Genomic DNA, 13,306 nt, shown 5'->3' with positions numbered 1-13,306 from the left:
ACTGCGGTTGGCGCGATGCGGATGGTTCAGCCCTGATCCTTCTGCAGCTTGCGGAATTTCTTGACGATCCGGTCGCGCTTCAGCCGCGACAACCGGTCGATCCAGAAGATCCCGTCGAGCTGGTCGATCTCGTGCTGGAGGCAGACGGCGAGCAGGCCGTCCGCCTCTTCGATCTTCGGCGCGCCCGTGAGGTCCGAGTAACGGGCGCGTACTTTCGAAGCGCGCGTGACCTCCTCGACGACGCCGGGCATCGAGACGCTGCCCTCGGTGTGCGTGCTCATTTCTTCCGATGCCCACTCGACTACCGGATTGACGTAGATGCGTGTCGATTGAGGACCGTCGAGCTCGATCACGACGAGGCGATTCGGCTCACCGACGTGGGCGGCAGTGATGCCGATGCCGGGAGCGGCGCGCATCGTTTGCACAAGGTCGGTGGCGAGCGTCGCAAGCGCGTCGTCGAACATCGTTACCGGATGGCACGGCATCCGCAACCGTTCGTCGGGAAACCGCACTATGGGGCGTATCGTCATCTACCGCGTCCTTAAAAGCCGTTGCGTGCCGAACTACAGATTTGCCCCCGGGTTGAAAAGACCGTGCCATTTGGGAGCCGCCGATTGGTGGCTGGGTTTCGATGGCGCGCAGCGTTTCCTTGCATGAAAAGACGGGGATCGAATTTCGCAACAGTGCAGGAATTTTGCCGCGCTGGCACATCGTTTTGCCGCGCATGGCTGTGGACCACGACAATCCTTTGGGTTAGCACGAGGCCGGGCCGCAAGGCGGAGAGCTTGCGCTGCCCGGCAACGGCATGGCAATCAAAATCTATCGCCCTCGCAGCCGCGTCACTTGGATACGGCGTCGAGGAGTGCTTTTCGAGGAGCGGCTGGGATGACGGACAGCGGCGAAGACGATCGCGAACGTGCTCCGTCCGTCGAGGCGGCCGCGTTCGACGGTGGTGACATCTACGCGCCGGACGGTTCGGTGCGCTCCGACTTCCTCATGCATGTGGGGGCGGCGATCGCCGATCGCGACATGCTGTTCCTGCGCCGTCATGTCGCCAACCTGCACGAATCGGAAATGGGCGACCTGCTCGAGGCCATCCAGCCCGAGCAGCGGCGTGCGCTCGTCTCGCTCCTCGGCGACGAGTTCGACCTTGCCGCGCTCACGGAAGTGGACGAGGCAATCCGCCTCGATATCGTCGAGCATCTGCCCAACGAGCAGATCGCCGCGGCGATTGGCGGGATGGAATCGGATGACGCCGTCTACATTCTCGAAGACCTCGACCAGGAAGACCAGGACGAGATCCTTTCGAAGCTGCCGTTCACCGAGCGGATCCGCCTTCGCCGTTCGCTCGACTATCCGGAGAGCACGGCTGGCCGGCGCATGCGTTCGGAATTCGTCGCGGTGCCGCCATTCTGGACGATCGGCCAGACGATCGACTACATGCGCGAGGACGAGGATCTTCCCGACAGCTTCACCGAGATCTTCGTCATCGACCCGACCTTTCGGCTCGTCGGCGTTGTCGATCTCGACCGGGTCTTGCGTTCGAAGCGCGACATCAAGGTCGAAACGGTGATGCGCCAGACGAGCCATCCGATACCGGCCCTGATGGACCAGGAAGAGGCGGCGCAGCTGTTCGAGCAGTATGACCTTCTCTCGGCCGCCGTCGTCGACGAGAACGGCCGACTGGTCGGCGTGCTGACGATCGACGACGTCGTCGACGTGATCCAGGAAGAGGCCGAGGAGGACCTGATGCGCCTCGGCGGTGTCGGCGACGAGGAACTGTCCGACACCGTCCTCGAGACATCGCGCTCGCGCGTCCCCTGGCTGCTCGTCAACCTGTTCACCGCCGCGATCGCCGCTTCGGTTATCTCGATCTTCGAGGCGACGATCGAGGAGATCGTGGCGCTCGCCATTCTCATGCCGATCGTGGCCGGGATGGGCGGCAACGCCGGCTCGCAGACGATGACCGTGACTGTGCGGGCGCTTGCCACCCGCAATCTCGATATCCACAACGCCTGGCGCGTCGTCCGCCGCGAGGCCGGGGTCGGCCTTCTGAACGGCGTCCTCTGCGGGACGCTGATCGGCTGCGTCGCGGGGCTTTGGTTTCACGATGCCAATATCGGCGGCATCATCGCCACGGCGATGTTGATCAACATGATGGCGGCAGCGCTGGCGGGCATCATGATCCCGCTGGTGTTGGACAGGGTAGGGGCCGACCCTGCGGTATCCTCGACCGTCTTCGTCACGGCGGTCACCGATACTACAGGCTTCTTTTCTTTCCTTGGTCTCGCCACCTGGTGGTTTGCCATCCACTGAAACGGATAATGGTCGTTTGTCCGTTCGCCCGTGTTGTCACGAATCGTTCCCGAGACCGGCGCCGCCTGTTCGCGGATAGCCAACTGGGCAAAAATTGACTTTCACGTAAATGTCAATAATATCGCGCGATCCTCGGGTGTTCGGAGCCAGCGTGAACAAATACTACACCATAACGGAACTGACGCGCGAATTCGGTGTATCGACACGCACCTTGCGCTTCTACGAGGACGAAGGCCTGATCCATCCCGAACGTCGCGGCCGCACGCGTCTGTTCCGCCCGGCCGATCGGCATCTGATCAAGGAAATTCTGCGCGGACGCCGGATCGGCTTCACGATTTCGGAGATCCGCGAAATCATCCAGGTCTACAAGGATCCGCCCGGCGAGACGGGGCAGTTGCAGCTTCTCATGCAGAAGGTCAATGAGAAGCGTGAGGAGTTGCGGCAGAAGCGTCGTGATATCGACGAGACGCTTGCCGAACTCGACAACGTCGAAGAGGCATGCCTGACACGCCTGGCGGAGATCGGGGTCGGCACCTGACCACGGGCGTAGTCATTCTCACCATTGTGGCCGACGCAATGGGTTAGGGCCTCTTAGATCCAGCGCGCCGTTGATCGACAGTAGCGCTCGAAATCACAACCGAAACGTGACAACAGGTGCAGCTCCTCCCGGCGGACGGCCACGAGCGTCGTCACGATGACGGCGGCGACCGCTGCCGCCAGAAACCACGGATTCTGCAGCAAAATTCCAAGGCCTGCGATCGCCAGCGTGTGGGCGAGGTAGATAGGATTTCGGGTGTACCGATAGGGACCATTCGTCACCAGATGGCTGGCGCAGCGATGCGGCAGGGCGGTGGTCTGGCCGTCCTTCAGGGTGCGCAGCGCCCAGATGCCGAGCACGGCGGCGAACAAGAGTAGAAGCGCGCCGGCTGCATTCGACAGCCAGAGCTGTGTTACCGAAAATTCCGCTGGGCAGCACAATTGAAGGGCGAGGGCGGCCAAGCCGGCGAGCGCATAAATGATCGGAGGCCAGGGAAAAGTGAATGGCTTGCTCCAATAGGCATTCATGCGGCTACTCCTTCAAACTACTGCCCGCCAGCGCTTCCGTGGTGCACTGCTGCGAGATCGCGGCGATCCGTGCGTCCGTCCCGGCATTGATCGTGCCGTCGTTCAGGCCGTTGAACAGTTCGTCTTGCAGCAGTCGACCGAGCGTGCAGTCGCAGAAAGCGCTGCAGAATGCGGCGTCCGTGTCGGCACCGCAGGCTGCGACGCAACTCTGCCTGTAGCTCTCCACCGGGTCGAGCCTTTCGGGCGGCACGACAAGGGTGAGGAGATAGACCAGCGCGATCAGCACCGGCTGGTGAAGAAGGTAGATGGCGAGACTGTGGCGACCAGCAGTACCAAGGAGGGATATCCACCGGCTGTTCACAGCTGGACGCGGGGTGATTGAAACCGGCGCCTTCCGCAAAAGAAAGAGTCGGCTGGTGGCCATGCCGAGCAGGAACGCGCCGAACCACGGCAGCAGGGGCACATAGTCGTTGGATCGCGGCATTGTTTGCGACAGCCCGACCCACAGCAGCGCCGGCTGATCGAAGACGGCGGAGCGCAGATAATGCGGCGCGGCGAACGCGGCGGCGGCGGCAAGCAGGATCGCCAGGATCGGCAGACGGAGAAAGAGCAGGCCGATCAGGCTCGCTGCAGCGATCAGGTGCAGAATGCCGAAAAAGATGAAACTGCCTGGAAAAATGAAATAGGTGGCAACCGTGATCAGCAATGCCGCGGCGGTGATCCGGCCGAAGCGGATCCAGAAGGGGCGCCAGCGGATTTCCGAACGGTGGCCGAGGACGAGACTGAAGCCCGCGAGGAAGATGAAGCTGCCGGCGATGAGACGGGCAAAGATCTTCCAGCCGCCGGTGGCTGCCGTTCCCGGTGCTATGTATCCGAAATAGTCCAGATCCCACGTGAAGTGGTAGACGGCCATGGCAATGAGTGCCATGCCCCGGGCTGCGTCGAGCCATTGCAGTCGCTTTGCCGGGATCGTTGTTCCGCCGTGCAGTCCGGCGGGGTCTGTCGTCGTTGTCGTCATGGGGGCGGTCTATTCCGATTCGCTCTTGCAATGTTCGGGTTTGGACCTTGTGCCGGACGGATGGCGGAAAGGTGGCGGTCTGCGCGTCTACTCGCCCCGCTCCAGAACGGTCCAGCGCGCTTCGGAATAGAACTGGCGGCGGACAAGCACGAAGATGATGAAGGCCGTCGACACCATGAACAGGTAGGGGCTGACGAACCAGCCAAGATACCCGATCGAGAGGAAGATCGCGCGCAGGCCGGCGTTGAAATGGCTGGCGGCCAGGATGTTCATCTGGATGACCTTGTCGGCGGCAAGCTCCGCCGCCGCCGGGTCCTTGTCGATGTCCCCGGCCATCGGGACGGCCCCGAGAAGGATCGTGCAGTAGTTGAAGAGCCGATAGGACCATCCAAACTTGAAAAAGGCGTAGCCGAAAATGCAGGCAAGGCCGCCAACCTTCAGTTCGAAGCCGGCGCGCCCCGCCTGAAAAACGAGCGGCAGGTCACCCAGAACCAGGAAGACCTTCTCGGTAGCGCCGAGCAAGGCAAAGCAGCCGCCGAGTGCCAGGATCGAGGTGGAGGCGAAAAATGCGGTACCGTTCTGAAGGCCGGACATGATCTGGGTGTCGATCATGCGAAGGTCGCGGTGCAGGGCGTTTCGGATCCAGGCAGCGCGCTGCGCGTTCATTGCGCGCGTCAGGCTTACCCTGTTGCGAAAGCGCCGATTGTCCGTGGTCCAGGCATAGCCCAGCCACAGAACGATGAACACGGTGAAGGCAATAGGATCGGCAACTGACATGGATCGAGGTGTGCCACGGTTTGGGTGATTTGGGAACGGGCGCCAGGGCCGATCGCGAACCGGATGGCGTGGTGTTGACACCTTTGACCGAAGTATGGCCAGCCCCGCTTGCGCAGGGGAGGGCGAACATCCCTCAACGAATTGATTTTGCAGGCACCTCCACCTGCCCAGTGCATGAGGCGCGATGCCCCCGCCTTTTTTCTGCCATTTTTTGCGATTGCGTTTTCATAAACTATTCACTAATGAAGGTCGCGTTCGGCGCTCCAGCGGCGCCGGCACAGTGTTCTTCGTTTGGGGAAATCATGGAAAATACCGCTCAGAAGTTCTGTTGGGGCCTGACCCTCCGGATGGTTCTCGGTTTTGCGGGCTTTATTGCCCTTGTCTATCTCTTTGGGGGCAATTGATCACATCCCTCTCGTAACGAGCGAAAGCAGTGCGCCACTCCCAGGCGCGCTGCTTTCTTTTTTGGGGGACGGTATGCGTAGGCATGTCGCAGCCGTGAAAGCCAATGTCGGGACACCACTCGATGACGCTTGCGTGATGGCGTAGCTTCTACCACATATGGCTGTGTCGCTTTCCGTGGCCACTCAACGGGCGGCACGGCGGCACAGGTTCCGGCCGCGATGCGGCTGCACGATATGGCAGGTCAGGCATGTTTCTCTCCGTATTCGACGTCTTCAAGATCGGCATCGGCCCGTCCAGTTCCCACACGATGGGACCGATGTCGGCGGCCAACCGCTTCCTCGATCTCATTCTCTCGGCCGACTGGCCGCGTCCCTCCGGAGCGACCGTCGCAGCCATCAAAATGAGCCTGCATGGCTCGCTGGCCTATACCGGCGTCGGCCACGGCTCCGACCGGGCGGTCATCCTCGGACTGATGGGGGAGCGCCCGGACCAGGTCGACCCTGACCAGATGGACGCGATCATCGCCGAGGTGGAGCGGACCGGCCGTGTCACCCCGCCGGGGCATCCCGGCTATGCGTTCCAGCCGAAGCACGATCTGGTCTTTGACAAGAAGACGCCGTTGCCGGGGCATGCGAACGGCATGACCTTTTCCGCCTATGACCGCGATGGTCGCCAACTGCTCAAGCGCATCTACTATTCCGTCGGCGGCGGGTTCGTGGTGACCGACACGGAACTGGAGGCAATGCGGGCGACCAAGGCCCAGGCCAGCGAGCGCAAGATCCCGTTCCCGTTCGCCACGGCGAAAGAGATGCTGGAGATGGCGGCCCGCTCCGGGCTGACGATCGCCCAGATGAAACGGGCGAACGAGGAAACCGTCATGTCCCGGGAGGACCTCGATGCCGGACTGGATCGCATCTGGGAGGCGATGAAGAACTGCATCGATCGCGGGCTTCAGGGGGAGGGCATCATGCCGGGCGGGCTGAAGGTGAAGCGGCGCGCGCGGATGATCCACGATAAGTTGCAGGAGGATTGGCGTTCGAACAAGGCCAACCCACTGCTGGCGAACGACTGGCTCAGCGTCTATGCCATGGCGGTAAACGAGGAAAACGCCGCCGGCGGCCGGGTCGTGACTTCGCCGACAAACGGTGCGGCGGGCGTCGTCCCGGCGACGATCCGCTACTACCTGCATTTCCACGAGGATGCCGATGCCGAAGGCATTCGTGACTACATGCTGACCGCGGCTGCGATCGGCGGCATCATCAAGCACAACGCCTCGATTTCCGGTGCCGAAGTCGGCTGTCAGGGCGAGGTGGGATCGGCCTCGGCCATGGCGGCGGCCGGCCTGGCCGCCGTGATGGGCGGCACACCGGAGCAGATCGAGAACGCAGCCGAGATCGCGCTCGAGCATCACCTTGGGATGACCTGCGACCCGGTCGCCGGTCTGGTCCAGGTGCCGTGCATCGAGCGCAACGCGCTTGGCGCTGTCAAGGCCGTGACCGCAGCCTCGCTCGCGATCAAGGGCGACGGCACGCATTTCGTGCCGCTGGACGCTTGCATCGAGACCATGCGCCAGACCGGTGTCGACATGAACGAGAAATACAAGGAGACCTCGACCGGCGGTCTTGCCGTGAACGTTGTCGAGTGTTGAGGCGACTTTGCCGTCCCTGACGCACAGGCAATCAGGGGGGAGTGCGCACGCCAACCTTGACGGCGGGAGCAGAAAGGCGTTGAAGCGGCCATGGCCCTGCATCTCATCAAACTCTGCGTCGGTGCGGAAACGCTCGACGACTTGCGCGAGTGGGTTTCGAAGCGCGCGCTGGTGGCGCTCGCCGCCGGCCTCGAGCCAAGTTCGTCCCACACGACAAGAATGATCCCCAAGCGCGTCGAAGAACTGCTCGACGGGGGCTCTCTCTACTGGGTGATCAAGGGACAGGTTCAGGCCCGCCAGCGGCTGATGGACCTGCGGACTTTCAAGGATGTTGACGGGATCACGCGCTGCGAACTGATATTGGGGCCGGAGGTGATCGAGACGGAGTTCCAGCCCAAGCGCGCCTTTCAAGGGTGGCGCTATCTGAAAGAAGAGGACGCGCCGCGCGATCTGCGCAATCTCGACGGAGGCAATGCCGACCTGCCGCTCGAGTTGAGGCGGGAGCTGGCTGAATTGGGGCTTCTCTGAGCCGGCAGCCCTAATGGACGAGGGCCACGCGGCTACAGCCATCGACCACATGAGGGCGCCGCATCAGGCCGCCGTAGCCCTTAGCTTCGTTGCCGCGACTTAGCTGCCCCCGGCACGACTCGCTTTGTTCGCCTAACCTTCGCCCGGCGCTTCTGACTGCTTCAGGGCAGCAGCCTCACGAATTGCACTTGCCAGCACTTCGGTCGATTGCGCCCCCATCACCGCATACTTGTTGTCGATGATGAAACAAGGAACGCCGGTGATACCCATCTCGCGCGCCATACCGATCTCCTCCTTGACGGAATCGACATCGGCGCCTGCCGAAAAGAGCGTGCAGACGACGGCCCGATCCATGCCGCACTTCTCGGCGATGTCCAGGAGTACACTGCGCTCGCCGATGTTCCGGCCCTCCTCGAAGTAGGCCTTGAACAGCGCCAGCGTGACGCGGTGCTGCACTTGCGGGCCCTCGATCATCGCCCAGCGCATCAGCCGGTGCGCGTCGAGCGTGTTCGGGCTTCGTGAGATGGCATCGAAATGGAAGTCGATGCCGGCCTGCTCGCCGAGTTCTGTCAGCGTCTTGTGGGCGCGCTCGACCGCCGCTTCGCCACCGAGTTTCTCGGCGAGGTGGCTCTTGTGGTCCACCCCTTGCGCCGGCATATCCGGATTGAGCTGGTAGGGTCGGAAGGTGACCGATACGTTCAGTTCGTCGCAGACAGCGTCGACCGCCTGCGCAAGCCTCTTCTTGCCCAGATAGCACCAGGGGCACACAACATCGGAGACGACGTCGATCGTTACGGTTTCCATGTCCCGTCTGTCCTCCTGCGCAAGGGGCCTGTTACAATCCGCAGATAGTTGCGAGCGTGCTGCACTTCAACGGTCCGTCCGCCGTTAGTCGTCAGAATCAGCGATTGGACCGCCCCTATTGGACGCGCGCATCCCACCACACCGGAAACTGGTAGCCATAGAGCGGCATCGTCTCCGGATGCGCGATGTAGCTGTGCCGCGCCACCCACTGCTGGCCGAGATGATAGAGAGGCAGGACGTAATGGTTGGACAGCAGCATGCGGTCGTGCGCGCGCACCGCGGAGCGGAAATTCTCGGCGCTGCGCGCGGCCAGGATCGCATCCACCAGCCGGTCGACCTCGGGATCGTTGGCGCCGGCGAAGGCCTCGCTTCCTTCGCGATCCCGAAAATCGGAACGCCAACGCGTCGCCTGCTCGATTCCCGGCGAAAGCGACGAGGCGTAGGCCCGGATGATGACGTCGTAGTCGAAGGTCTGGGCGCGGCTCTGATACTGCGAATCATCGACCGTGCGGACGGAAACGCGGATGCCGAGCGCGGCAAGAAAACGCTGGTAGGCGAGGGCGAGTTTTTCCTGGTCGGCGTTCTGGGTCATGATCTCGAAGGCGAGCGGTCTGCCTGAAGCGTCGCTCATGACACCGTCCTTGATCGTGTATCCCGCCTCCTTCATCAGGACCACGGCCTGCTTCAATACCTTGCGGTCACGGCCGGATGCATCGGTAACGGGCCAACGATAGGTCCCGTCGAGAATTGCCGGCTCGATACGGGCGAGGGCAGGTCCCAGCAACTGCCGCTCCCCATTGTCCGCTGCAGCGCCGAGCGACGAGAGATCAGAATTCTGCCAGAAGCTCTCCGTCCGCTTGTAGGCCCCTTCAAACAGGTTTTTGTTCACCCATTCGAAGTCGAAGACGAGCGATAGTCCATGCCGCAGCCGGACGTCAGAGAACATGGGGCGCCGGGTGTTGAACACGAACCCGAGCATGCCCGAGGGAACCTGCGGCTTGAACGTGTCCTTGAGAATGGCGCCGGAGGCCACCGCCGGAAAGTCGTAGCCCCGCGCCCATTTCGTCGGATTGCCTTCCTGGAAGACGTCGACGTCGCCCTTCTTGAAGGCTTCGAACAGGGAGTTCTCCTGCAGGAAGTACTCGACCGTGATCTGGTCATAGTTGTCAAAACCGACCTTCGCGGGAAGGTCCTTGCCCCAGTAGTCGGGATTGCGCTCGAAAACGATCTTTTCCCCGGGCTTCACCTCCTTGATCCGGTAGGGGCCGGAGCCGAGCGGGAACTGCAACGTCGTGCGGTCAAAGCCTTCGACTTCGATCGTGTGCTTCGGCAACACCGGAGAAAGGGCAAGCAGCAGCGGCGATTCGCGGTCGGCCTTGTCGTTGAAAGTGAAGCGGACGCTGTTGTCGCCTACCTTTTCCATCGTCTCAACAACGTCGAGCCTTCGGCTGAAGGGGGAGCGCCCCCTGTCGCGCAACAGCTCGAAAGAGAAGATGACGTCCTCGGCGGTTACCGGCTGGCCGTCGGCCCATCGCGCCTTCGGATTGAGGTTGAACTGAACGAAGCTGCGCTCGTCGTCCCATTCCACGGTCTCGGCCAAAAGGCCGTACATGGAAAAGGGCTCGTCGCGCGAGCGCTGCATCAGCGATTCGTAGACGAGATTGCCGAACTCCGGATCCCACATGCCGCGCGCCGTGGTGCGCATGCTCTTGAGGATGAAGGGATTGAGGTTGTCGAACGTGCCGACGACGCCGTAGGTGATCTTGCCGCCCTTCTTAACGTCGGGATTCACATAGGAAAAATGCTTGTAGTCCGGCGGTAGCGCGGGATCGCCATGCATCGCGATCCCATGCAGCGGGGCAGCATCCGCAAGACAAGCCGGCTGCATCGCAAGTCCGATGAAGAGCGCTGTCAATAGAGCCCGCAAGATGATTCCTCGTATTGCTGAAAAGACGATTCGGCGACAACTTACATGTCCGCGCCATGATCGAACATTCTTGACGCCCCTTTTTGATGAAGTCTGGGCAAAAACACGGAGGGGAGGCTGGATATCCGCCGCGGCGCATTGTAACAGGAGAGCCCGAAAGACGGGTCATGCAAATGCCTCAATTCGCCGACAGGAGAGCGCACGGCTGACCAGAAACATTCAGGGGCGAACAGCGCTCGGCACCGGTTTTCAGGAGACGGAACTCGTTATGAAATCGATCCTTACAAAAAAAGCAGTGCTTTCGGCATTTGCAGTTTCGCTCGCGGCCGGCACTTTGCCTGCCACTGCCCAGGCGCAGCAGGGCGCAGCCCCGCAGGGCTGGTTCAAGGTCTGCACGAAGCAGGAAGAAAATGACGTCTGCATCGTCCAGAACCTGCTGACGGCTGGCGGCGGCCAGTTGCTGACGGCTGTCGGCCTGATCACCGTCGAGGGCAAGGTCAATCGCAAGATCATCCAGGTGTCCGTGCCGAGTGCGCGGCTGATCCCGACGGGCGTGGCGATGCAGATCGACGGCGGCAAGCCGCAGAAGATCGACTACGCCATCTGCATGCCCGACAAGTGCGTCGCCGAGGCGCCGCTGACCGACCAGATGCTGGCGAGCCTGAAGAAGGGCGGTGAGGTGGTGTTCACCTCCGTCAACTTCCAGCGCACGCCGAACCCGATCAAGATGTCGCTGTCCGGCTTCACGGGCGCATTCGACGGCGAGCCGATCGAGCAATCGAAGCTCGAGGAGCGTCAGCGTCTTCTGCAAGAAGAGATGCAAAAGAAGGCCGACGAAGCCCGCAAGAAGCTCGAAGACGCCCAGAAGGCGGCAAAGAGCCAGTAAGTTTAGACAGGTTCAAATCCTAAAAAACCCGGCCAACGTGCCGGGTTTTTGCTTATGGATTGGCCGCACATCGATCGGAGGAGGGCGCTCAGTGGACGATGCCCGCATCGACCTTCCAATGGTAGGTTCCGGCGTCGTCGGGCATCATCAGCGCCCTGACCTGCGGGTGACGGATAGGAGTACCGCTTTCGTCCGCCATCAGATTCTGCTCGGAAACGTAAGCGACATATTCCGTTTCAGCGTTTTCGGCAAAGAGATGGTAGAACGGTTGATCCTTTGAAGGCCGTATCTCGGCAGGAATCGAATCCCACCATTCATCAGTATTGGCAAACTCCGGGTCGACGTCGAAGATCACGCCGCGAAACGGATAGATCCGATGGCGGACGACGTCACCAATCCCGAACTTGGCATTTCTCATTTTCATGTCGAGCTTTCCTTTCGCACCAATATTTGGGAAGGAGCGCGCAAAACACAAGGCCTCTGCCATTCTGGTCCTGGCGAACACCGTGGTCCGCGGAACGCTGCGTGCGCGGCATAAATTGAAGCAGGAATTGCGTTGAAGCGATATTGGCCTTTAGCCGCATATACTCAATCCCTAATATTCGGGAGAGGGGGCCAAAACCGAAGTCAAAGCCGCGTCACCAAATGACGAAGCTGCGACGGAAAGCGCAAACTTAAACGCGCGGGAGGCTCCGCCGTGACGGACGCGCAAATACCGAGAGCATCAATTCCGGACCGCGTCTACGACCCAAAATATGGCTGCAAGTTTGTGCGGATGCGCTCCAGCACCGTTGCGCCGGAAAGGTCGGGGACGAATTTTTGTCCGGTGATTGTCTCGTAGGCCTGGATATAGACCTTCGACGTCTGCTCGATCAGTTCGGCCGGAATTTCCGGGATCGGGTCCTTGTAGGGGTCGCAACGCTCGGTGACCCAGGCGCGCACGAAGTCCTTGTCGAAACTCAGCGGGCGCTTTCCGGTAGCAAATGCTTCGCCGTAGCTGTCGGCGATCCAGTAACGGCTGCTGTCCGGGGTGTGGATCTCGTCAGCCAGCACGATTCGACCGTCCTTGTCGGTCCCGAATTCGTACTTGGTGTCGACGAGAATCAGACCTCGTTCGGCCGCGCGCTGTTGACCGCGGGCGAAGAGGGCCAGCGCATAGGCGGAGACCGTCTCCCATTGCTCGCGCGTCAGCAGGCCCTGGTCGAGGATCTCGGCGCCGGAGAGCGGCTCGTCGTGTCCACCGTCGAAGGCCTTGCTGGTCGGCGTGATGATCGGCTGCGGCAGCTTCTCATTGTCACGCAAACCGTCCGGCAGGCGGATGCCGTACATCTCACGCTCGCCGTTCCTGTATTTCGTCAGGATCGACGTGCTGGTCGTACCGGCGAGATAGCCGCGCACGACGACCTCGACGGGCAGGATATCGAGTCGCGTGCCAATGACGACATTCGGGTCCGGATAGGCCAGGACATGGTTCGGGCAGATGTCGGCCGTTTCCTCGAACCAATAGCGCGCCGTCTGCGTCAGCACCTGGCCCTTGAACGGTATCGACGTCAGGATCACGTCGAAGGCGCTGAGGCGGTCCGTCGCGATGATGATGCGGCTGCCATCGGCGAGATCGTAGTTTTCGCGAACCTTGCCTTTGTAATAGCCCGGCAGTTCGGCAATGTAGGCATCGGAAAGTACGCGCGCATTGCTCATTGGCCGGGCCTTTCGTGGAACAGGATTTGATAGGGCCACGGCTTAAGCAGCCGCAAAGGCCGGGTCAAGCCGCCGGAACCCGGTAAGCTGTACAAATCTCACCTGCACGTTCCATAATCTATCTTATGCAATAAAGGTCTGTAGCCGGGTACATTCTATTTCCAAGTGCGACATGCCAATAAAAACAATGGTTTCGCATTGGAGATATTTCTCGTGTCGCTTTGCTATTCGCAG

General features: G+C 61.3%; 13 protein-coding genes. 5 read left to right on the top strand and 8 right to left on the bottom strand.

Annotated features, from left to right (window positions below; all coding sequences use genetic code 11):
• Window positions 1-26 precede the first annotated feature (26 nt).
• Entirely contained in the window at window positions 27-530 is a 504-nt protein-coding gene (locus J2Y48_RS18445) for a peptide deformylase (protein ID WP_310420909.1), read from the bottom strand.
• Between the two features lie 355 nt (window positions 531-885).
• Here J2Y48_RS18445 and mgtE point away from each other — a divergent pair, with 355 nt between their 5' ends.
• Window positions 886-2,316 carry a magnesium transporter gene (gene mgtE, locus J2Y48_RS18440; RefSeq protein WP_310420907.1) on the top strand — a complete coding sequence of 477 codons (1,431 nt, stop codon included), beginning with the start codon at window positions 886-888 and terminating at the stop codon, window positions 2,314-2,316.
• Between the two features lie 151 nt (window positions 2,317-2,467).
• Window positions 2,468-2,854, top strand: coding sequence for a MerR family DNA-binding transcriptional regulator (locus J2Y48_RS18435; protein ID WP_310420905.1), 387 nt, complete (start codon window positions 2,468-2,470; stop codon window positions 2,852-2,854).
• A gap of 53 nt (window positions 2,855-2,907) precedes the next feature.
• Here the strand turns inward: J2Y48_RS18435 and J2Y48_RS18430 are convergent, their stop codons facing one another.
• From J2Y48_RS18430 to J2Y48_RS18420, 3 genes are all read right to left on the bottom strand, one after another.
• On the bottom strand, window positions 2,908-3,381 hold the full coding sequence (locus J2Y48_RS18430) for an isoprenylcysteine carboxylmethyltransferase family protein (RefSeq protein ID WP_310420903.1): 474 nt from the start codon (window positions 3,379-3,381) through the stop codon (window positions 2,908-2,910).
• Window positions 3,382-3,385: 4 nt separating this feature from the next.
• A complete protein-coding gene (locus tag J2Y48_RS18425; protein WP_310420901.1) occupies window positions 3,386-4,399 on the bottom strand; it encodes a DUF1624 domain-containing protein in 1,014 nt (337 codons plus the stop codon).
• Between the two features lie 87 nt (window positions 4,400-4,486).
• A complete protein-coding gene (locus J2Y48_RS18420; RefSeq protein ID WP_310420899.1) occupies window positions 4,487-5,176 on the bottom strand; it encodes a DUF599 family protein in 690 nt (229 codons plus the stop codon).
• Window positions 5,177-5,828: 652 nt separating this feature from the next.
• Here J2Y48_RS18420 and J2Y48_RS18415 point away from each other — a divergent pair.
• Window positions 5,829-7,229 carry an L-serine ammonia-lyase gene (locus J2Y48_RS18415; RefSeq protein WP_310420898.1) on the top strand — a complete coding sequence of 467 codons (1,401 nt, stop codon included), beginning with the start codon at window positions 5,829-5,831 and terminating at the stop codon, window positions 7,227-7,229.
• A 90-nt stretch (window positions 7,230-7,319) separates the two neighbouring features.
• The gene (locus J2Y48_RS18410) at window positions 7,320-7,757 is read left to right on the top strand and encodes a DUF1489 family protein (protein WP_310420896.1); all 438 of its coding nucleotides are present in this window, start codon (window positions 7,320-7,322) and stop codon (window positions 7,755-7,757) included.
• A gap of 132 nt (window positions 7,758-7,889) precedes the next feature.
• On the opposite strand, the gene J2Y48_RS18405 is transcribed toward J2Y48_RS18410, so the two are convergent.
• Both J2Y48_RS18405 and J2Y48_RS18400 read right to left on the bottom strand, forming a co-directional pair.
• Window positions 7,890-8,561: a DsbA family oxidoreductase gene (locus tag J2Y48_RS18405; protein ID WP_310420894.1), complete on the bottom strand. Its 672-nt coding sequence runs from the start codon at window positions 8,559-8,561 to the stop codon at window positions 7,890-7,892.
• Window positions 8,562-8,676: 115 nt separating this feature from the next.
• Window positions 8,677-10,449, bottom strand: a complete 1,773-nt coding sequence (locus J2Y48_RS18400; RefSeq protein WP_310421256.1) for an extracellular solute-binding protein — start codon at window positions 10,447-10,449, stop codon at window positions 8,677-8,679.
• 307 nt (window positions 10,450-10,756) lie between these two features.
• Here J2Y48_RS18400 and J2Y48_RS18395 point away from each other — a divergent pair, with 307 nt between their 5' ends.
• On the top strand, window positions 10,757-11,374 hold the full coding sequence (locus J2Y48_RS18395; protein WP_310420892.1) for an invasion associated locus B family protein: 618 nt from the start codon (window positions 10,757-10,759) through the stop codon (window positions 11,372-11,374).
• An 88-nt stretch (window positions 11,375-11,462) separates the two neighbouring features.
• On the opposite strand, the gene hspQ is transcribed toward J2Y48_RS18395, so the two are convergent.
• Together hspQ and J2Y48_RS18385 are read right to left on the bottom strand one after the other, a co-directional pair.
• Window positions 11,463-11,798 carry a heat shock protein HspQ gene (gene hspQ, locus J2Y48_RS18390; RefSeq protein WP_310421254.1) on the bottom strand — a complete coding sequence of 112 codons (336 nt, stop codon included), beginning with the start codon at window positions 11,796-11,798 and terminating at the stop codon, window positions 11,463-11,465.
• Between the two features lie 317 nt (window positions 11,799-12,115).
• Window positions 12,116-13,072: a phosphoribosylaminoimidazolesuccinocarboxamide synthase gene (locus J2Y48_RS18385; RefSeq protein ID WP_310420890.1), complete on the bottom strand. Its 957-nt coding sequence runs from the start codon at window positions 13,070-13,072 to the stop codon at window positions 12,116-12,118.
• Window positions 13,073-13,306: the final 234 nt, after the last annotated feature.

Origin of the sequence: Mycoplana sp. BE70 (assembly GCF_031455855.1) — a bacterium.
GTDB lineage: Bacteria > Pseudomonadota > Alphaproteobacteria > Rhizobiales > Rhizobiaceae > Mycoplana.
This window is presented reverse-complemented; position numbering and strand designations above follow the sequence as displayed.

Coding starts and splice junctions, on each gene's coding strand:
- J2Y48_RS18385 (WP_310420890.1), bottom strand. CDS start 13,072: ATGAGCAATGCGCGCGTACTTTCCGATGCCTACATTGCCGAACTGCCG.
- J2Y48_RS18405 (WP_310420894.1), bottom strand. CDS start 8,561: ATGGAAACCGTAACGATCGACGTCGTCTCCGATGTTGTGTGCCCCTGG.
- J2Y48_RS18425 (WP_310420901.1), bottom strand. CDS start 4,399: ATGACGACAACGACGACAGACCCCGCCGGACTGCACGGCGGAACAACG.
- J2Y48_RS18445 (WP_310420909.1), bottom strand. CDS start 530: ATGACGATACGCCCCATAGTGCGGTTTCCCGACGAACGGTTGCGGATG.
- J2Y48_RS18430 (WP_310420903.1), bottom strand. CDS start 3,381: ATGAATGCCTATTGGAGCAAGCCATTCACTTTTCCCTGGCCTCCGATC.
- J2Y48_RS18415 (WP_310420898.1), top strand. CDS start 5,829: ATGTTTCTCTCCGTATTCGACGTCTTCAAGATCGGCATCGGCCCGTCC.
- mgtE (WP_310420907.1), top strand. CDS start 886: ATGACGGACAGCGGCGAAGACGATCGCGAACGTGCTCCGTCCGTCGAG.
- J2Y48_RS18400 (WP_310421256.1), bottom strand. CDS start 10,449: ATGCAGCCGGCTTGTCTTGCGGATGCTGCCCCGCTGCATGGGATCGCG.
- hspQ (WP_310421254.1), bottom strand. CDS start 11,798: ATGAAAATGAGAAATGCCAAGTTCGGGATTGGTGACGTCGTCCGCCAT.
- J2Y48_RS18420 (WP_310420899.1), bottom strand. CDS start 5,176: ATGTCAGTTGCCGATCCTATTGCCTTCACCGTGTTCATCGTTCTGTGG.
- J2Y48_RS18395 (WP_310420892.1), top strand. CDS start 10,757: ATGAAATCGATCCTTACAAAAAAAGCAGTGCTTTCGGCATTTGCAGTT.
- J2Y48_RS18410 (WP_310420896.1), top strand. CDS start 7,320: ATGGCCCTGCATCTCATCAAACTCTGCGTCGGTGCGGAAACGCTCGAC.